Raw genomic sequence first — 19,243 nt, forward strand, 5'->3', positions numbered from 1 at the left:
AGGAGACAAGAAGAATGACTGTCACCGAACCCGAACTCACCGATGGGCGCATCGTCGCCATCGCCGGCCCCGTGGTCGACGTCGAGTTCCCACCCTCCGCACTGCCGGCGATCAACGCGGCTCTCGAGTTCACCATCGAGGTGGACGGCAACGAGACAGCGGTGGTCGCCGAGGTCGCCCAGCAGATCGGCGACAACCGTGTGCGTGCGATCGCCATGAAGCCGACCGACGGCCTAGTGCGCGGTGCCGCCGTGCGAAACCTCGGCACCGGCATCACCGTGCCTGTCGGCGACGTGACCCTGGGCCACGTGTTCAACGTGCTCGGTGAGCCCCTCGATGTCGACAGCGTCGAGGTCGACGAGCGCTGGGCGATCCACCGCGAGGCCCCGGCGTTCGACACGCTCGAGCCCAAGGCCCAGATGTTCGCCACGGGCATCAAGGTGATCGACCTCCTCACTCCGTACCTCCAGGGCGGCAAGATCGGCCTGTTCGGCGGTGCCGGCGTCGGCAAGACCGTTCTGATCACCGAGATGATCAACCGTGTGGCCACCCAGTTCGGTGGTGTGTCGGTGTTCGCCGGTGTCGGCGAGCGCACCCGTGAGGGCACCGACCTGTTCATCGAGATGGGCGAGACCGCCATGGGCGAGTCCGGCTCGGTGCTCGACAAGGCAGCCCTCGTGTTCGGCCAGATGGACGAGCCGCCCGGCGTGCGCCTCCGCGTTGCCCTTTCGGCGCTCACGATGGCCGAGTACTTCCGCGATGTGCAGGGCCAGGACGTGCTGCTGTTCATCGACAACATCTTCCGCTTCACCCAGGCCGGGTCGGAGGTCTCCACCCTCCTCGGCCGCATGCCCGCGGCTGTGGGCTACCAGCCGACCCTCGCAGACGAGATGGGTGAGCTCCAGGAGCGCATCACCTCCACCGGCGGCCGTTCGATCACCTCGCTGCAGGCCGTGTACGTGCCTGCGGACGACTACACCGACCCGGCCCCGTTCACAGCGTTCACGCACTTCGACGGCACCACCGAGCTCAGCCGTGACATCGCCTCGCTCGGCATCTACCCGGCGGTGGACCCGCTGGCGTCGTCATCATCGATCCTCACTCCCGAGGTCGTCGGTGACCGCCACTACAACGTGGCCCGTCAGGTGCAGGAGATGCTCCAGCGCTACAAGGAGCTGCAGGACATCATCGCCATTCTCGGCATCGACGAGCTGTCCGAAGAGGACCGCATCGCCGTGAACCGCGCCCGCCGCATCCAGAAGTTCCTCGCCCAGCCCATGTTCGTGGCCGAGGTCTTCACCGGCCTGCCCGGCATCTTCACCCCTGTCGAGGAGACCGTGGAGTCCTTCGAGATGCTGGTCAACGGCGATCTGGACCACCTGCCCGAGCAGGCGTTCCTCAACGTCGGTGGCGCGGACGACGTCATGCGCCGGGCAGCGGAACTCGAAAAGGAAGCCTGATGCCCCTGACCGTCGAGCTGGTTTCCCCCGAACGCGTCGCCTTCTCCGGCGAGGCGGACATGGTGGTGTGCCGCACCACTGCGGGCGACATCGCATTCCAGCCTGGTCACGTCCCCTTCATCGGGGTGCTCCAGACCCACCCGGTCAAGGTCATCTCCGACGACGGATCCGACACGGTCATCGCCGTTCACCAGGGTTTCGTGGAGGTGTCGCCTCCCGATGCGGATGGCAACACCCGGATAACCATCCTTTCCGACGTGGCCGAGCTGGCCGAGACGATCGACGCCGATCGTGCCCGGACCGCCAAGGAGCGTGCGGAGGAGGCTCTGCAGGCCGACCCCGACGACCCCGAGGCAGCATCAGCGCTCGAGCGGGCCGAGGTCCGGCTCGGCGTCGTCGAAGCCGCCTGATTACGCGTTTCGTTGGTGCTGGATCACGCAGGGCGTGATCCAGCACCAACAAAGCACTGCACTACCGGGGGGCTCAGACCCCTGCGAGGAGTGGTTCGAGGTTGGCCGGGCGCAGCACGAAGGCGATGCCGTGTGCGATCTGCGGGTTGCCGGCGTTGATGTCGAACTTGCTCGGGATCACGAATGGGTCGAAGTCGTCCCAGTCATTGTCCGCCAGGGCGATCCACTTGAACGCGGGCACTATCGGACGGACCCGGATATCGCCACCCTGCACCGTGGTGAGCGGGGTGTTGAAGGGCACGTTGGCCGCCGTGTCGGAGTCGATCGTGGAGCCCGCCACCACGTGGTACAGCAAGACCGTCTCGACGGTGTCGATGCCCAGCGATGCGACTGCGTCGAAGACCTGCTGCTCCTTGACCCGGAAGAACCCGTAGTACTGGCCGGTCAGGTCACCCACGAGAGCCCAGAAGGCCCGGTCGTTGGGGATGAACGCGGTCAGCGGCACGGTGCCGTCGGTGAGAGCGGCGACAGGCGAATCAGGCTTCGCTTCCAGCACGGCCAGGACGGCCTGGGTGAGGATGTCGAAGTCATAGGCGTTGCGGTCGAAGTCGTTGCCGTCGGACAGCAACACGTCGGCCAACGACGGTGGTGGTGGTGGCTCCTGTGCTCCCGCGGCGGGAGCAGCAACCACCCCTGCTGCGAACACACCTGTGGCCGCCACAACCGCGGCCACCCTCCTGCGAATGGTCAGACGCATCGCGTCACCTCCTTGGTCGACGGCGCACGGTGCTCCGTCCGCAGGTGATTCGGCTTCGCCGCCAAACGCGGATGCGCGCCGGCGTCTCAAATCTCGGCTCAGCAGTGGCCGGGCAGCTCGTTCTCCAACAGATCGCGCAGGCCGGAGAAGTCGGTGCCGCCGGAAGCGGCCGCCAGGTTCCACTGCGGGGTCAGTGATGCGACGAGTGCGGCCATTTGCCCGGTGTACTGCTCCAGGGCCGCAGTGACGCCCTCCGGCGCAAGAGCATCGAGTTCCTGCAGATGGGCGAGGCTCGTGGTGAAGTAGGCCTCCACATCGGCCGGGGCGGGGGAGGCCGGGCCCTGGTTGGCCTGCCACCAGGGAAGCGACTCCGCCAACGCCGCACAGAAGGCTGCGAACGGGTCGGCGGTGGTCGCGACATCGGTCGTCGGTGCCGCACTGGTTGGTGCGGCCGTGGAGGAGCTGACCGCATCGCTGGTCGAGGTGGCCACGTTCTCGACGGCGTTCGGGGCCGAGGCATCCTCTTCGCCGCCCCGGTCTGCGAGCGCGTACCACGCCAGGGCGAGAACGACGACCCCCGCTGCAGCAGTGCCTGTCACGAGCATCGCAACCCGGCCCGTGGATCCAGCTGTGGCGGCAACCATGCCGCTCGTCGGGTTGGCCGGGACGGCGTCCGGCTCGGCGGGGCCCAGGTTTGCCTGCACCACGTTCTCCGGCTGTGGTGACACCTCCGCCACGCCCAGCGTGGCGAGCACCCGGTCCCGAAGCAGCACCGGTGGTGCCAGCAGCGGCAGGGAGCCGAACAGGGCTGCCGGGCTCGCTGCGCGCTCCGCGGTCTCCTCACACACATTGCACGATTCGACGTGACGCGCGACGCGCTTGCGCACCGTGGGGGTGAAGGGGCCGTCGCCGCGCAGGCGTCGCAGCTCGTCGCAGTGGATGCTGCCGTGGCGCGCCGCTTGGCACGCCACCACGGACTGGCGCAGCCGGTGGCGGGCGCTGTGCAGTCGGCGGTCCACCGTCGCGCGTTCGACCCCGAGCACGTCGGCGGTCTCGGCGCCATCGAGTCCGACCCGGTCACGCAGGAGCAGCAACTCCCGGTCGTCAGGCTCCAGACCGTCCAGGGCCGCGTCGATCACGTCGCCCTGGTCTGCCCGCAGCACCTCGTCCTCGGGCGTTGGCCCCGTGCCTGCGCTTGCTTCGAATTCCTCTGTGGGTACCTCGCGGCGCCGACCCCGGCGCCTCACCCGGTTGCGTGCGATGGAGAACAGCCAGGGCTTCAGACTCCGTGGGTCTCGGAGCTGATCGAGCGACTCCATGGCTGTCAGGTAGGTGTCGTGTACGGCGTCGGCGGCCTCGTGCGGGGATCCGATTCGGGAACACATGTCGAACATCGGGGTCGCATAGCGGTCGTAGATCTCCGCGACAGCGGCCCGGTCGCCTGACCGGGCCGCCATCGCGAGGTCTGCGTCGCTCCTCATGCGCCACCCGAGAGGTCGAGGTACGCAGCCTCCATCTCGAGGACCAGGTCACAGATCAGTTCCGTGCCCTCGGCCCACATGCCCGCCTCGAGATAGTTGACGGCCTCCATGTTGCGTTCGGACCACTGAGCCGCGGTCAGCGGATCGAGTCCGAGCGGGGTGAGGAGCACCACCAGCTCTGCATAGCGGGAAAGGCAGGTGGTCGGGTCGACGTCATGCACGTCGCCACCGTCGAACACGGGGGTGGTCGTGGTCGTCGTTGTGGTTGTGCGGGGCGGTTCGGCGATCGGGCCTTCCTCGTCGCCCGGCGGTTCGTTCGTCGCGTCGCTGCCGGCTGGCACCGCTTGCTCGGCGCCGGTGTGGATGTTGATCGTGATGAAGACGTTGACCGGCTGGTGCTCGGTGACGATCACGACGGGTGTGTTCCCGTAGCCAGGCCAGGGTGTGCCGACCGGCTCATGGCTCACGGACGTGTCGGGAGCGTCGAGCGGGTTGCCGCATGCGCAGCGGACCCTCGGAACGCCATACGGGTCGACAAGAACCGCAGTGCCGGCCTGCAGCACGCTCTGAAACGGTGTTGCCACTCCATCGCGGTAGCCGTGGTTGGTGACCCGGGTGTCGTGCAGGAGCACCATCGGGGTGAGTGTGTCGAGGAACGGATCGATGCCGTGCACGCCGATTCCCTGCGCATCAGCCCATGCCTCCGCCTTGGCGAGGTCCGCACCCAGGTACCGGCTGATCGCAGCGGTGTCGCAGGTGGCTTCGTCACCGGTGCCGCCGTAGAGCCCGGGGCTGTCCCCGGGCAGTAATGCAACCGCGTCGTCGCTGGTCTCCTCCGGGAGTTCGACCTCGTCGTGGGCGACGTCGGTCGCGGCGTCGACGTCGGCCTCGCTGACCGCCGATGCGGAATCGGTGAACGGATCCTCGCCGGGTGACAGGGCGGCCTCCAGCACGAGTGGGGGCCGCTCCGCGGAGGTGAGCGCAGTGGCGTCCCCGAGGTCGTCGGAGCTCGAGCAGGCACCGGCCAGCAGGGCCAGCGCCGGAATCGTCATCAGGAGCTTTCGGGTGGAATTCATCGGTGTGCCTCTCTTGGTGGTGGACAACACCAAGAGCCAGTGAACCGGGAAACCTCCCCGAAACGCCCATGTGACTTAGGTCACATGGGGTGTAGTATCAGCAGGATCGGTTGCCTTGTCGTCTCTGGGTCACGTCGGGCGCGATCCAGAACCGGCGAAGCCGGGTCAGGGCTGATTCCAGGGCAACTTGTCGCCAGGGTGGTGTGCGTCGATCAGGCGCACCGTACGCGAGCTCGATCGCATCACCAGCGACTGCGTGGTCGCACCCCCGCGCACGTAGTGCACGCCCTGCAACAGGTTGCCATCGGTGATTCCGGTGGCGGCGAAGAAGCAGTTGTCGCTGTCGACCATGTCATCGGTGTGAAGCACGCGCGACAGGTCATAGCCGGCGGCCTCCGCGGCGGTGCGCTCCTCGTCGTCGCGGGGCCAGAGGCGACCGAGCTGCTCGCCGCCCATCCCCTTGAGCGCCGCAGCCGATATGACTCCCTCCGGTGTGCCGCCGATTCCGAACAGGATGTCGACGCCTGAGTCGTACCAGGCAGTCGCGATGGCTCCGGCCACGTCGCCGTCGCCGATCAAGCGGATGCGCGCGCCTGCCTCGCGGATCTCGTTGATGATGTCCTCGTGGCGCGGCCGGTCGAGAACCGTCGCGGTCACTTCGGTTACGTCCATCTTCTTGGCCTTGGCCACTGCCCGGATGTTCTCGGTCACTGTCGCATCCATGCTGATGTGCCCGGCAGCCGCGGGCCCGACTGCGATCTTCTCCATGTAGACGCATGGACCGGGATCGAACATGGAGCCCTTCTCGGACACGGCTATCACGGCCACGGCGCCGCCGCGCCCCTTGGAGGTGAGCGTGGTTCCGTCGATCGGGTCGACGGCGATGTCCACCTCGGGGCCGGTGCCGTCGCCCACGACCTCGCCGTTGTAGAGCATCGGCGCTTCGTCCTTCTCGCCCTCACCGATGATCACGGTGCCCTGCATGGACACGGTGCCTGCGATGAGGCGCATGGCGTCGACGGCGGCGCCGTCGGCAGCCTCCTTGTCACCACGGCCCACCCACCGCGAAGCCGCAAGCGCTGCGGCTTCGGTGGTACGGACGATCTCGAGGGCCAGGTTGCGGTCGGGAACGGCTGCCATTCGCGCAACATACCTGTTGGTCCGCGGCCCGGCCCAAACGTGCCAGCATGTCGCCGTGAGCAACGACCCTGAAGGCCTGGAGGGCGATGCCGGCGTCGACGGCGAAGACGCAGGCGCCATCGGCGAAGGCGCCGGCAATGCCGTGGAGTATGACGTGAGTCCATGGGCCGGTGAGACCCGACGGATCCTGCGCACGGTGCTGGCCGAGCGGGAGATCCCCCATGCCTGGGAAGGCACCGTCGTGGTGGTGCCCGAGGCATTCGAGGAAGCGATGGACCAGATGGTCGACGAGGTGGCGTCCACTGCCCGTGCCGCCCTTGGCAGCGCACGCGAGAAGGTCGGCTACGACGTGTCGCTCTGGTCGGCCGCCACGCAGAACAAGTTGGTCGACAAGCTCGTCGAAGCCACCATTGCCCACGAGTGGGACGCAGAAGGTGACCTGTTGGTGCATGCCGAGGACGCGGAATCGGTCGAGGAGATCCTCGATGAGCTGGGCGACCCCGACGGCAGCGAAGAGATCGACGGCCTCGAACTCCACGATCGGCTCGGGAAGTTGTTCGTGGTCGTCGACAGGCTCGCCAACGACCCGCAGGACTCGACCGGCGTACGGGGCATCGAGCAGGCCTACGGCGCCATCGAGAGTGCCGGCCTTCCCTTCGGGGTAGACGCCGCGCTGTGGCTCGACATCCACAAGGTCGCGGGCCGCCTCCGCGACACGGTCGACGATGTGGCCAGTGGAGTGCCCGGGGCGATGTCGTTCACCGCGGCTGAGGAGCCCGACGACGCGCCGGCCGAGAGCCACGACCCGGACGCCGATGGCGAAGACAACGGCGAATCGGATGCGGCCGGCACCGAGGGCCCGAGCGACTCCGGGGCCGACAGGACCGTCACCGAGCGACCATCTGTGGAACGTCTTGCCAACGAGCTCCGCGAAATGCTCCGGCGCCTCGTCTGACGTACCTTGAGGCCATGGTCGTGGCCGAACTCGAGGCCTTCTTCTCGCGCCCCGTCGCGCCAACCCGCCGCATAGCGGTCGGAGAACTGCGCCTGGCCGGCGGCGGGGCGCCCGACGCTGCCGCCATGTTGCTGGGTGGCATCGTGGCGACGTTCGGTCGACCGCTGGACGACGACGACCTCGCAGATCTGGTGAGACTCATTGGCGACGTGGAGGCCGGGCGGCGGACCCCGCAGCCGCGCCTGCGGCATCGATTCCAGGTCGACCGAGTGGGCCTGAAGCGCTCCAGCACGAAACTGGTGGCGGACAGCAACGGCTACTTCGACCTGCTGATCGACCGCAGCAACGGCACTTCGATCCAGCACGCCCTGGCGGCGGTCTACGCGGCCTCGCGACTCCACCGCGACGAACGCCGCGGTGCGGCCGCCGCGATGCGGGCCGGATTGGCCTGGCGCGGCGAGGTCGGTCCTGAACTGCTCGGCATGTTGAGGCCGGGCGTGGTGCCATCGGCGATGGGCGCAGCTGTTGGATCAGCTGACCCCGTTTCGTGGGCCATGCGGGTGCTCGGGCTGGCGACCGTCGACGACCGGCCGGGGCGTTCCACGGTCCAGAAGGCATTCAGGGCTGCACTGCGCGACGTACACCCCGACCACGGTGCACCGCTCGATGGTGCCGCGGTGCGAATAGAGGAGCTCGACACGGCCCGTCGCATCCTGCTGGGATGAGGTGAATGGGCGCCAGACGCAGACCGAAGGACCCCGCAGCCGTGCTGCTCTGGCCGGGCGCCGGCACGGGTGCAGACCATCAGTCTCTGGTCGATCTGGAGGCCGGGCTGCCCGAGTTCCCGGTGCGGCGAATCGACTTCCCATACCGCCGGGAGGGTCGCAAGGCCCCGGACCGGGCGCCGAAGCTGGTGGCTTCGATCGTCGCGGAGGTGCAGCGAGCGGGTGACGAGCTGGGTATAGACAGCTCGCGGATCGTGATAGGTGGGCGTTCGATGGGTGGCCGCATGTGCTCGATGGCCGCGGCTGAGGGGCTGCGCGTCGCGGGTGTGGTGCTGGTCGCCTACCCGCTTCACCCACCGGGCAAGCCCGAGAAGCTCCGCACCGACCACTTCGGCAACCTGGCGGTGCCGAGCCTGTGGCTGTGCGGTGACCGCGACCCGTTCGGTTCGCCTGCGGAGCTCGCAGACGCACTGGACTCCGTGGCCGGACCTGTGACCTCGGTGACCCTCGAGGGCCGCCACGACCTCAAGGGTGCGGGGGAGAAGACCCTGGCCGAGTTGCGAGACTGGCTCGGTCTTAGCCGCCGCCCTCCGGCGGCTTCCCTGCGTTGATGTCCTCGTTGAGTTCCTCGAGTTCGTGTCCCGATGTCTCGGGCACACCCATCGCCAGCGCTGCGGCGATCATCGGTGCCAGCGCCAGCCACATGAAGGCGTTTCCGTAGCCGACGGTGTCGATGAGCGCACCGGCCAGCAGTAGGCCGGTCGCGGACCCGACCGTGGCGATGCTGCTGAGCCCACCGCGGGCGGTGCCACGCCTGGCCGTCGGGAACAGCTCGGGCGCCAGCACCCCGAGCGCGGGCACCGCAAGGGTGCCGAGGGCCGCCGCCAGGGTGGCGCTGACCCACATCGGCGCGCCCGAGAGGTTGTAGAACAGCGCACCGAACCCGGCCATGCACAAGAGGCCCGGGACGATTGCCACCCGGCGGCTCCGGCGGTCGGCCAACCGGCCGCCCACCAGGATGCCGAACAGCCCGGGCACGCCGGTGACCACGATGAACAGGGTGATGCGGCTTCCAGCGAAGCCCTGGTCCGCGCGGAGGTAGTCGTTCTGGAGCTGCGAGGACGGCGCCACGAATGCGTTGAGCAGGAAGAACAGTGCCCCGACGAAGATGAACCGCCGCGGGCTCACCTTGCGCGCCTTCGCCGACAGGTCACGTTCGAGGAATCGACGGCTCTCGGGCAGGTGTCGCGCTCCGATCCACACGAACGGGATGCAGATGGCGGAGGTCAGGAACACCAGTCGCCATCCGGAGTCGCCGAGGTCCGCCAGCGGCAGCGAGATGACCACCAGTCCGGCCCCCCATCCGTAGGCAAGTGCCCCGAGTCCCTGGGCGGCCGCGCGGCTGCCTGCGGGGAGTTCCTCGACGCTGAGCGTGTCGGCAGCCAGCATTGCGGCGATGGCGAGGTTGCGGCTCACGGTCTGCAGCGCGGCCAGAGCGATGAGGCTGGGCGCAGCAGCGCTGGCGAGGGTGAACGCAACGGCCGCGGACGCCGCCCACAGAGTGACCCGCCGGCGCCCCGCCTTGTCGGCGAACGCCATCGTGGCGATCGTCAGCACCGAGCCGACCCGCACCACTGCGAGGATCACCGATTGCTCCCCCGCGCTGCCGTCGCCGAGGTCGGCCGACGCGAAGGTGAGCACGTTGGTGAGGAACGCGTAGAGCATGCCACCGGCTGCATGGAACAGCGCCATGACCGCCAGCACGGTCGATTGCCGGGCATCAAGCCGATTGGGAAGTGCCCACAGCGGCCTTGCACCGGGATCGAGGCCGTCGCGCAGCGGCTTGCGCATGAACAGGTACCAGATGCCGCCGAAGAACGGGATCGCGGGCCAGAAGCGCACCTGCTGGCGGAACCGGACCTTGCCGGGGACCGTCGGCTCCCAACTTGTCGTGCGCTCGTAGGTGCGAAAGGGGCCGTGCTCGACGCCGAAGCGCGCCTCTCCCGATGTGGCCGTCGGCGGGTCGTCGAGCCGTTTCTCAGCCACCAGGATGTCGTCGCGGGGCCTGAGGCGCCGCGCCAGTTCGGCCTCGTCGATCTCCACATCGAGCTTCGCAGCCTGGCCCCCGCGCACGACCGGTGATCCTAGAGGGTCGGGCAGCGGGCAACTGCGGCGCCATACTTGATGCGTGAGCCGCTACGTGGTGCGAGGGTCCGGTCCGCTCGAGGGCGAGGTGCGGATCAGCGGGGCCAAGAACTCCGCGCTCAAGTTGATGGCCGCCTGCGTGCTCGCCGAGGGCACCCACGTGCTGCACAACGTTCCCGACATAGCTGATGTGACGCTGATGATGAGTGTCCTCGAGGCGATCGGAATGTCGGTGCGGCGCCTTCCTGACGGCGAGTTCGAGGTGGTCCGCCGCGCCGACCTGCAGCCCGAGGCTCCCTACGAGCTGGTGGAGAAGATGCGTGCCTCCACCGCCCTGCTCGGCCCCCTGCTGGCGGTCGTGGGGGAGGCCCGAATTGCGATGCCCGGCGGTGACGACTTCGGTGCCCGGCCGATCGACATGCACCTCGCCGGCCTCGCGGCCCTGGGTGCGACCTTCGAGCTGGAGCACGGCGACATCAAGGCACGAACCGACGGCCTGCGCGGCGCAGAGATCGTGCTCGACTACCCGAGCGTGGGAGCCACCGAGAACCTGTTGATGGCAGCCGTGCTGGCCGAGGGCCACACGGTCATCACCAACGCGGCCCGCGAACCCGAGATCGCAGACCTCGCGGCGTTCCTCAACCGGATGGGCGCGCGGGTGGTGGGCGCGGGAAGTCCGCGCATTGACGTCGACGGCGTGGAAGAGCTCCGCGCCGTCACCCACTCGGTGGTACCTGACCGGCTCGAGGCCGCCACGTTTCTCGCTGCGCTCGGTGTGGCCGGCGGAGAGCTCACACTCACCCACACCCGGGTGGACCACATGGAGATGCTGATCGACCGCATGGGTGCGATGGGCATCCGCATATCGCCCGACGGCAACGACCTCTGGGCGATGGCGCGGTCGCGTCCGAAGCCGGCCGATGTCGCCACCTTGCCCTACCCGGGCCTGGCCACCGACTTCCTGCCGCTCCTCGTAGCGGTGCAGTGCCACGCGAGCGGCACCAGCTATGCAACCGAGAACATCTTCTCCGGGCGCTTCGGCTACGTAGGCGAGCTGGCACGCATGGGTGGACGCATCAAGGTCGAGGACCACCACCTGGTGATCGACGGTGTCGATCGGCTGTCGGGTGCCCCCGTGCGGGCTCTCGACATACGAGCCGGTGCGGCGATGATCGTGGCTGCGCTGGGCGCCGACGGAGAGACAACCGTGCGGGACGGCTACCACATCGACCGCGGCTACGAGAGGCTCGACGAGAAGCTGCAGGGCATCGGCGCCGACGTGCAGCGCATCGAAGCGTGAGCGATGCCATCGGAGTTGGGGGAACACCCGGGCCGGGTCCGGCGTTGGCGATGACCGGCGCGGCTTGTCGGCTGTCTAACCTCGTGTGCGGAGATCCCAATGTCTGAATCTGTCGAGTTGTCCAAGGTCGAGGAAGTCATCGAGATAATCCGCCCGGCCATCCAGGCCGACGGTGGAGACATCGTGCTGCGCGGCGTCGATGACGACAGCGGTGTCGTGACCGTGGAGCTACAGGGCGCCTGCGTCAGCTGCCCGGCATCCACCGTCACGATGAAGGCCGGCATCGAGCGGATCATGAAGGACCGCGTGCCCGGGGTGACCGCGGTGGTGCAGCCCGACGAGGAGGATTTCGAGGTCGGAACGGCGGTGTCGCTCTGAGCGACAGCGCCGTGGATGCACTGCAGCTCTTCGCGGAGGCCCGCGGTGGCGACCGCGGATCGCTCGCCAGGTTGCTGACATTGGTCGAGCGGGGTGGTGGGTCGCTGGCCGAGGTCGCGCGCATCTCATGGCCCGAGTCCGGCGCGGCGCAGGTGGTTGGTCTCACCGGTTCGCCAGGCGCCGGCAAGTCCACGCTCACGAATGCCCTCTGTGGGGAGTTCCGTGGCCGCAGCACCCGCGTCGGCGTGCTGGCGGTCGACCCGAGCTCTCCCTTCAGCGGCGGCGCGATCCTCGGCGACCGGGTGCGGATGGGTGACCACGCCCTCGATCCGGACGTGTTCATTCGCTCGATGGCAACGAGGGGCCACCTCGGCGGGCTGGCGGTGGCAACACCGGCGGCCGCCCGAGTGCTCGACGCCGTCGGCTTCGACCCGGTGGTGATCGAGACAGTCGGTGTCGGACAGGTGGAAGTGGAGGTGGCCGCAGCCGCTGACACCACGGTGGTGGTGGTCAACCCCGGGTGGGGCGACGCCGTGCAGGCCGCCAAGGCTGGACTGATGGAGATCGCCGACATCTTCGTGATCAACAAGGCCGATCGCGAAGGTGCTGGTGAGACCAGGCGTGACCTCGAGTCGAGCCTGGCACTGGCTCCCAGATCGGGATGGCGTCCGCCGGTGCTTGACACGGTCGCGACAGAGGGCGCCGGCGTACAGGATCTGGTGGATTCCATCGGCGAGCACCGCGAGTGGCTTGCGGAGTCAGGTGAAGGGGCGGAGCGCCGCCGGCGCCGGTTGACCGAGGAGCTCGCAGCGGTGGTCGGCGCCGAAGTCGCACGACGCGCCGAGGTGCTGCTCTCGGGGCCCCTGTGGGACGAAGCCCTCGCTGCGGTGACCAGCGGTGGAGCGGACCCCTGGACGGCGGCCGGCCGACTCATAGACGGGGGCGGAGACGCCCTGACCGATTGAGCCTGGGCTCTTGCCATGAGTGCCCGGGAGGACCTGCTCGCCGCGGATCCGGCCGAGTTGTCGTTGCTGCTCGAGCTCCCCGCGCACGTCGTGGTGACCGAACGTCTCGGGGTCACCGCGAGCAGCGCCGTGTGGCGCGGCCGTGACCGTAGGCGTGGGGCAGACGTCGTGGTGAAAGCCGTCGCTCCCGAGCGGCGCGGCAGCATGGAGGCCGAGGCGCGTGCCATGGCTCGAGCCGGAGACCACCCCGGGGTGCTCACCGTCGCAACAGTGGGAACCGGCCCGGGCGGACACGCATGGACCGTGACCGACGAGATGCGTGGATCGATCGCGGAGCTCGCCGCAGGCGAGGACGTGACGCAGTTGCTGCGATGGGGGGCCCAGTCGGCCGAGGCGCTCGCACACGTACACGCCGCAGGCATCGTTCATGGCGACATCACTCCCACCAACGTGTTGATCGATCCGGCCGGCCACGCCCGGCTGGCGGACTTCGGCGCCGCAGTCATGCAGCGCGACGTCCCTGATGCGCGTCCGGGCGGGCACACACCCGCTTGGTCGGCCCCCGACCGCCGCCGGGGTGCACCCGCCACGCCGGAGTCCGATGTGTATGGGCTGTCCGCAACGCTGCTGCACGTGCTGCCCGGCGCGGGTGAAGGGGTCCGTCGAAGGGTGCGGAGGCTGTTGGCACGGGGCGTGCAGCGTGACCCTGCCCGTCGGCCAACGGCACACGATCTCGCCCGCGGGCTCGCACCCTGAGCGGGACTAACGTGCCGGGCGTGGCAGATCCGATGATCCAGACCGACGTGACCGATGACGGAATCCACGTGGTGACGCTCGCGAATCCGAAGGTGAATGCGCTTTGCACCGAGCTGCTCGAGGAGCTTGCTGCAGCGGCGGTGGCCATCTCCCAGGAGCTGCCGCGGGCAGTCGTGGTGACCGGCGGGCCCAAGGTGTTCGCCGCCGGCGCCGACATCACCGAGTTCGCCGACCGCGGTGGTGAGGCGCCGTTTCACGTATCCGGGCCCGACGTGGTCGGCCGGATCGGCGGGACATTCCTGGCGGCACTCAACGCTGTCGCGGCCATCCCGTGTCCGACCATCGCAGCCGTCAACGGAGTCGCCGTCGGCGGTGGGTGCGAGCTCGCGCTTGCGTGCGACTTCCGCATCGCAGCGGAGGGGTCCAACCTGGGTCAGCCCGAGATCCTCCTGGGCATCATCCCCGGTGGCGGTGGCACACAGCGTCTGGCGCGCCTCGTCGGCCCCGCTCGGGCGAAGGACATCGTGTTCAGCGGGCGGATGGTGCCCGCAGCAGAAGCGATAGAGATCGGCCTCGTGGACTCTGTGGTGCAGGGTGATGCCACCGCGGCTGCGTTGGAGATGGCCCGCCGCTACGCAGCCGGGCCCCGTGAGGCGACGGCGTTGGCCAAGCAGGCCATCGACGAGGGCCTCGAGGGCTCACTCAAGGAGGGTCTGGAACTCGAGCAGCGGCTGTTCGTGGCGAGCTTCGCCACCCGCGACGCAGAGGTCGGCGTGGCCAGCTTCCTCGAGTCCGGTCCCGGCAAGGCCGATTTCGACTGACGCTCGAGTGTCGTGGCTGCTGGCCGGCCGGACTCAACCGGCCCAGGCGATCCGGCCGAACTCGACGGCGTCCGTGAGCAGAGGATGGTCGGGCACCACCCGCACGGTGACTCCCATCCGTCCGGCCACCTCGAGCGGTGCTTCGCCGGTATAGCGGTAGAGCCCATCCACAGGTGGTTCCGCGCACGACATGGTCACGATCACCGGGTGCTCCAGCTCGCCGGTGGGGCCGACGTGGCCCGTCACCAGCTGCACCTGGGCTTCCTGAGGTGTGAGCTCGCCGAGCGAGACGACCGCCTCCACCGCCCTCGCGCCACCTAGGTCCGCTACGCCCTCGTCGGTGCGCACGTCGTCGACGCGCACGGCGGGCCAGGCCCGCGCCACGCGGGCGCGGAACGCGGCGAGCTCCCGGGCAGCCTTCCAGTCGTCGGCGCCCGCGGATGCGCTTCGGTGTGCGGCAGGCAGGTACTCGTCGGTCACGTAGTCGCGCACCATGCGGTGTGCTCCGACCTGTGGCCCCAGCGTTCGCAGTGACTCCCGGACCCGGGCCAGCCAGTCGGTGCGCAGGCCCGCCGGGTCGCGCCGGGCGAACATCGGGATGACCTGGTTCTCGAGCAATTCGAAGAGGCTGTCGGCTTCGAGCTCCGATCGCCGCTCCTCGTCCTCGGATTCCGGGGCCGAGGAGATCGCCCAGCCGTTGGGCAGGCCCCCTCCGTCGTCGGAGCCCGGCGAGAAGCACTCCGCCCACCATCCGTCGAGGACCGAACAGTGCAGGGCGCCGTTGAGCACGGCCTTCATGCCGCTCGTGCCCGACGCCTCGAGGGGCCTCAGCGGCGTATTGAGCCACACGTCTGCGCCCTGCACCATCGACCGGGCGATCGCCATGTCGTAGTCCTCGACGAATACGAACCGATGGCGATGGCCGGGCTCGTGGGAGAAGGCGACCAACTGCCGGATCATCTCCTTGCCGCGGTCGTCCTGGGGGTGTGCCTTGCCGGCGAACACGAACTGCACGGGCAGGTCCGGGTCGCTGAGCAACGCCCTCAGGCGGTCGGGCTGGCTGAGCAGCAACGCAGCGCGCTTGTGGGTCGCCATGCGGCGTGCGAAGCAGATCGTGAGCACGTCGGGGTCGAGTGCGCTGGATACCCATTCGAGGTCGGAGGGAGAGCGGCCCGCGGCCAGCGCGGTCTCACGGATCGCCCCGCGCACCGTCGCAATGAGCCGTTCACGGCCGCTGCGGCGCGCCTGGTCCAGCTCGGAGTCCGGGATCGAGTCGACGCCGTCCCACGCGTAGGGGTCCCACTGCCACTGGCGCCCCATGGCCGACTCGAACAGGCGGGAGAACTCGGGGCTGACCCAGGTGTTGCCGTGCACGCCGTTGGTGATGTGCCCCACCGGCACCTCTCGTTGCGGAACACCCGGCCAGAGTTCGGAGAACATCGTGCGGCTGACCGAGCCGTGGAGCTCGGACACCCCGTTGCGGTGGCGGGCCAGCCGCATTCCCATCACCGCCATGTTGAACCGGTCCTCGGCATCCGGGCCGGGCCTTCGGCCCAGACGCATCAGGTCCTCGATCGTGACGCCGCATTCCTGCGCCCAACTCGAGAAATACTTCTCGATCAGCTCGCGGGGGAACCGGTCGATTCCGGCGGGCACAGGCGTGTGGGTCGTGAACACCGACCCGGCGCGGACACCCTCGAATGCCTCGGCAAAGGTCAGGTCCTGCTCGCTCATCAGGGCACGCACCCGCTCGAGCCCGAGGAACCCGGCGTGGCCCTCGTTGGTGTGGAACACGCTGGCGGGTTCACCGAGGGCCTCGAGCGCCCGCACGCCGCCGATGCCGAGCACGATCTCCTGGCGCAACCGGTGCTCCACGTCACCGCCGTAGAGGCGGTCTGTCACCAGTTGTAGCTCAGGCGGGTTCTCCGGCACATCGGCGTCGAGCAGGTACAGCGGAACCCTGCCGATCGTGGCCTTCCACACCTGCAGCGATGCGGTGCGACCCGCCAGTTCGACCTCCACCCGGACGTCGACACAGGGCTCCAGTGCGAGGGCATGGGGGTCGAGGTCTACGTAGTGCTCCTGCTGCCAGCCGTCCACCGACAGCTCCTGGCGGAAGTAGCCATGGCGGTAGAACAGCCCGACGGCCACGAGAGGCACTCCGAGGTCGCTCGAAGCCTTGACGTGATCTCCGGCCAGGACACCGAGCCCGCCCGAGTACTGCGGGATCGCCTCGGAGATCCCGAACTCCGGCGAGAAGTAGGCGACCTTGGTGTCTTCGGGCCAGGTGCCTGCAGGGCTGTCCGAAAGGTCGCCGTCGTCGGCGAGTTGGCGGTGGAACCAGCGGGGTCGCTGCAGGTACGAGTCCAGTTCGGCATCCACACCACCGAGCCGCTCGCGAAAGGAGCTGTCCCCGGCGAGTTCCGCGAGTCGCTGCGGAGCCACAGCAGCGAGCAGGCGGCGCGGGTCGTGCCGCGACTCCGCCCACAGTGCGGGGTCGATCTGCTCGAACAGCTCCTGGGTGTGCAGGTCCCACGACCAGCGCAGGTTGGAGGCCAGGCGTGCCAGCGCTGCCAGTTCATCAGGCAGGCGGGGTCGCACCGTGAAGCTGCGCTGGGCCTTCATGCAACACGAGGGTACCGGCGAGCAGGCCGGACCCCGAGTCTTCCGCGCGTCTGTCAACACCGGTTCGCGTGTGCCCCGGCTGGGTAGATGCCCCAGCGTCCGGGCCGCAGTGAGCACTGACCGAAGAGATGGCTCAGCTGGGACTGCCGTGAGCCGCTGCGCGCTTCTCGGTGTGTCCCGGCGCTCGGTAACCTCGGACACGATGCGGAACGAAACGCGGGGCGGGGCCGATCGGCGTGCGAATCGATCGTCTCGACGCGTCCTGTTGGCGTTGCTGGCGGCTGCGTTGATCGCGGCCGTGCTTCCCGGCGGGGCAGCCACCGCCCAGGAAGACGACGGGACCGACGATGGCTCCGAAGGCGAGCCCGGCCGCGGCGGCGGGATCGAAGGCGGCACTCGCGAAGAGGGCGAGTCCAACCAACCCGAGGGTCAGGTGGCCTACGTCGACGCCGATGGCCAGGTGTGGGTCGGAATCGGCGAGGCGACACCTGCGGTCGTGGCCGATTCCGCTGCATTGGGCCCGACGGGTCAGGGCGCGGTGGCGATAGCACCCACCGCCGATGCGCTGGCATACGCACGTTCCGACGGCGCCCTCGTGCTGGTCACGACCGAGGGTGGAGACCCGCAGGTGCTGGCCACGGACGTGGCGCTCGACGCTGTCGGTGTGTCGCCGGCGATCTCCTGGAACGGCACCGGCGACCGCGTCTCCTATGTCGCGGTCGGGACCGAGGACCAGGTGGCCGACGCCTCCACCCGCGGCCGCACGCGTGAAGAGGGGAGCTTCCTCGCCCCGCTGCCCGACGGACCACTTGGCAATGTCCTGAAGGTCCTGAACCGAAGCGGCGCGCTGGTCTCCACCATCGGTGACCCGTCCCTACGGTCGATCATCAGCGTCACCTGGTCGCCTGCGGACCCCGTCATGGCCGTCGAGTCGGGGATTCCGGGCACGTCTGACCGCTACACCCTGTCCGTCGCGGCCGAGGGCAACGACTCACTGTCGCCCACCACACTGTCGGTGGACGACCCCGACTTCGCTCCCGACGGGTCGTTCATGATCGCGGTCGGCCCGTCCAAGGGCCTGCGTGAACTCGCCCGCATCGCCCTCGACGACCTGAGTCGCGAGACCCTCGTGGTCGACGAGAGGATCTGCGGACCGAAGGTCTCGCCCGACGCCACCCGTGTCGTCTACGGCGGCGGGCCCGACTGCAGTCGCCTGATGCTCGTGTCCACTTCCGGCGGGCAACCTTTCGACATCACACCGCTCGATGCGGCCGACGCCTCCAGCTTCGGCGTCGCCGAGCTCGGCTGGACCACCGATGGACGCTTCGTCACGTATCCGAACTGCCTGACCGTGGCCGACCAGTTGTCGTGCTCCGGCCCGTCGAAGTTCATCGAGCCCGACACCGGACGGGTGCTCGATGGCCCCGACGCGGTGACCGTGTCGCCCATCGACCGTCCGCTGATCCAGGACGTGTTCCTCGACTTCGTTATGCGCGGGCCACTGGATGTGAGCCACTCGTTCCTGATCAGCGCCGAGACACAGGGTGCGCTCACCCGCACCGACAGCGGTGGCTTCCTCGAAGCGGTACTCCTGGACGGCCTCACCGAGCTGACCTTCAAGGCAACCGCCGGTGACAACGGCTTCGTCACGGGCACTGTGAGCATCGACGACCCCGAAGCGGGAATCGACCGGACCTTCACGATCCTGGGCCGCGCCAACCTGTTCGGCGTGAGGATCCTGCGTCTGTCGGGTATCTGGATGAGCACGAGTGACCTGCCCATGGCCACCGGCGAGTTCATGATGGCCATACGCCGCCGATAGCTGCACCAGCAGGCATGATGTAGCGATGGATGACCGTACGCTTGCTCGCTCCGTCGCATTCGGCCGCGTTCTGTTTGGCCTGCTGATGCTGTTTGCGCCCCACCGGATCCTCGCCCGCACCGGTGAGGGCGAGGCAGCCCCCGGCATGCTCGTGTGGCTGGCCCGCAGTTTCGGGATCCGTGACATAGCGCTGGGTGCGGGCGCCCTGGTCGAGCTGTCCGATCCCGAACCGGATGCCCGCTGGGTGACCGCAGGGGCTGTGTGCGACACCGCTGATGCGGCTGCAGCAGTTGTGTGGCACCGCGAACTCGGTGCGGTCGGCACGGCTGCAACGTTGTCATTGGCCGTTCCGGCCGCCGCGGCGGGATGGAAGGCAGCCAGCGGGCTGCGACCCGTCTGAGCCGAGCATCGATCCGCCAAGCCCCGG

18 protein-coding genes are annotated in these 19,243 nt (G+C 68.8%); 12 read left to right on the top strand and 6 right to left on the bottom strand.

Annotation, left to right across the window (positions count from 1 at the left end):
* Positions 1-14 precede the first annotated feature (14 nt).
* A complete protein-coding gene (atpD, locus tag GY812_00670) occupies positions 15-1,460 on the top strand; it encodes a F0F1 ATP synthase subunit beta (protein MCP4433998.1) in 1,446 nt (481 codons plus the stop codon).
* Positions 1,460-1,870, top strand: coding sequence for an ATP synthase F1 subunit epsilon (gene atpC / locus GY812_00675; GenBank protein MCP4433999.1), 411 nt, complete (start codon positions 1,460-1,462; stop codon positions 1,868-1,870). The genes atpD and atpC overlap by 1 nt, the downstream gene beginning before the upstream one ends.
* A 73-nt stretch (positions 1,871-1,943) precedes the next feature.
* Here atpC and GY812_00680 read toward each other — a convergent pair whose 3' ends face one another.
* The 4 genes from GY812_00680 to glpX all read right to left on the bottom strand — a co-directional run bounded on the left by GY812_00680 (position 1,944) and on the right by glpX (position 6,324).
* Entirely contained in the window at positions 1,944-2,627 is a 684-nt protein-coding gene (locus tag GY812_00680) for a fasciclin domain-containing protein (protein ID MCP4434000.1), read from the bottom strand.
* A 98-nt stretch (positions 2,628-2,725) separates the two neighbouring features.
* Positions 2,726-4,108 (bottom strand): sigma-70 family RNA polymerase sigma factor, encoded by a 1,383-nt coding sequence (locus GY812_00685; GenBank protein ID MCP4434001.1) that lies wholly within the window; start codon positions 4,106-4,108, stop codon positions 2,726-2,728.
* Positions 4,105-5,184 carry a hypothetical protein gene (locus GY812_00690; protein MCP4434002.1) on the bottom strand — a complete coding sequence of 360 codons (1,080 nt, stop codon included), beginning with the start codon at positions 5,182-5,184 and terminating at the stop codon, positions 4,105-4,107. The genes GY812_00685 and GY812_00690 overlap by 4 nt, the downstream gene beginning before the upstream one ends.
* 165 nt (positions 5,185-5,349) lie before the next feature.
* Positions 5,350-6,324 (bottom strand): class II fructose-bisphosphatase, encoded by a 975-nt coding sequence (gene glpX / locus GY812_00695; protein ID MCP4434003.1) that lies wholly within the window; start codon positions 6,322-6,324, stop codon positions 5,350-5,352.
* Between the two features lie 55 nt (positions 6,325-6,379).
* Between glpX and GY812_00700 the strand changes: the two genes are divergently transcribed.
* The 3 genes from GY812_00700 to GY812_00710 are packed head-to-tail and all read left to right on the top strand — an operon-like array spanning position 6,380 to position 8,615.
* Positions 6,380-7,279, top strand: coding sequence for a hypothetical protein (locus GY812_00700; GenBank protein MCP4434004.1), 900 nt, complete (start codon positions 6,380-6,382; stop codon positions 7,277-7,279).
* 14 nt (positions 7,280-7,293) lie between these two features.
* On the top strand, positions 7,294-8,004 hold the full coding sequence (locus GY812_00705; protein ID MCP4434005.1) for a hypothetical protein: 711 nt from the start codon (positions 7,294-7,296) through the stop codon (positions 8,002-8,004).
* Between the two features lie 5 nt (positions 8,005-8,009).
* Entirely contained in the window at positions 8,010-8,615 is a 606-nt protein-coding gene (locus GY812_00710) for a dienelactone hydrolase (protein ID MCP4434006.1), read from the top strand.
* Here GY812_00710 and GY812_00715 read toward each other — a convergent pair.
* Positions 8,581-10,137: an MFS transporter gene (locus GY812_00715; protein MCP4434007.1), complete on the bottom strand. Its 1,557-nt coding sequence runs from the start codon at positions 10,135-10,137 to the stop codon at positions 8,581-8,583. The two genes, GY812_00710 and GY812_00715, sit on opposite strands and share 35 nt — an antisense overlap.
* Positions 10,138-10,192: 55 nt before the next feature.
* On the opposite strand from GY812_00715, the gene murA reads away from it, so the two are divergent.
* The 5 genes from murA (at position 10,193) to GY812_00740 (ending at position 14,369) form a co-directional block, all read left to right on the top strand.
* The gene (murA, locus tag GY812_00720) at positions 10,193-11,449 is read left to right on the top strand and encodes a UDP-N-acetylglucosamine 1-carboxyvinyltransferase (GenBank protein MCP4434008.1); all 1,257 of its coding nucleotides are present in this window, start codon (positions 10,193-10,195) and stop codon (positions 11,447-11,449) included.
* A gap of 99 nt (positions 11,450-11,548) precedes the next feature.
* The gene (locus tag GY812_00725; GenBank protein MCP4434009.1) at positions 11,549-11,827 is read left to right on the top strand and encodes a NifU family protein; all 279 of its coding nucleotides are present in this window, start codon (positions 11,549-11,551) and stop codon (positions 11,825-11,827) included.
* The gene (gene meaB / locus GY812_00730) at positions 11,824-12,792 is read left to right on the top strand and encodes a methylmalonyl Co-A mutase-associated GTPase MeaB (GenBank protein MCP4434010.1); all 969 of its coding nucleotides are present in this window, start codon (positions 11,824-11,826) and stop codon (positions 12,790-12,792) included. The genes GY812_00725 and meaB overlap by 4 nt, the downstream gene beginning before the upstream one ends.
* A 15-nt stretch (positions 12,793-12,807) precedes the next feature.
* A complete protein-coding gene (locus GY812_00735) occupies positions 12,808-13,548 on the top strand; it encodes a protein kinase (GenBank protein MCP4434011.1) in 741 nt (246 codons plus the stop codon).
* Positions 13,549-13,580: 32 nt separating this feature from the next.
* Positions 13,581-14,369: an enoyl-CoA hydratase/isomerase family protein gene (locus tag GY812_00740; GenBank protein ID MCP4434012.1), complete on the top strand. Its 789-nt coding sequence runs from the start codon at positions 13,581-13,583 to the stop codon at positions 14,367-14,369.
* A 33-nt stretch (positions 14,370-14,402) separates the two neighbouring features.
* Here GY812_00740 and GY812_00745 read toward each other — a convergent pair whose 3' ends face one another.
* A complete protein-coding gene (locus GY812_00745; GenBank protein MCP4434013.1) occupies positions 14,403-16,994 on the bottom strand; it encodes a glycosyltransferase family 1 protein in 2,592 nt (863 codons plus the stop codon).
* 202 nt (positions 16,995-17,196) lie between these two features.
* Here GY812_00745 and GY812_00750 point away from each other — a divergent pair, with 202 nt between their 5' ends.
* Together GY812_00750 and GY812_00755 are read left to right on the top strand one after the other, a co-directional pair.
* The gene (locus tag GY812_00750) at positions 17,197-18,816 is read left to right on the top strand and encodes a hypothetical protein (protein MCP4434014.1); all 1,620 of its coding nucleotides are present in this window, start codon (positions 17,197-17,199) and stop codon (positions 18,814-18,816) included.
* Between the two features lie 25 nt (positions 18,817-18,841).
* Entirely contained in the window at positions 18,842-19,216 is a 375-nt protein-coding gene (locus GY812_00755) for a hypothetical protein (GenBank protein MCP4434015.1), read from the top strand.
* Positions 19,217-19,243 lie beyond the last annotated feature (27 nt).

The sequence above is a fragment of the Actinomycetes bacterium genome (genome assembly GCA_024222295.1).
Taxonomy (GTDB): domain Bacteria; phylum Actinomycetota; class Acidimicrobiia; order Acidimicrobiales; family Microtrichaceae; genus JAAEPF01.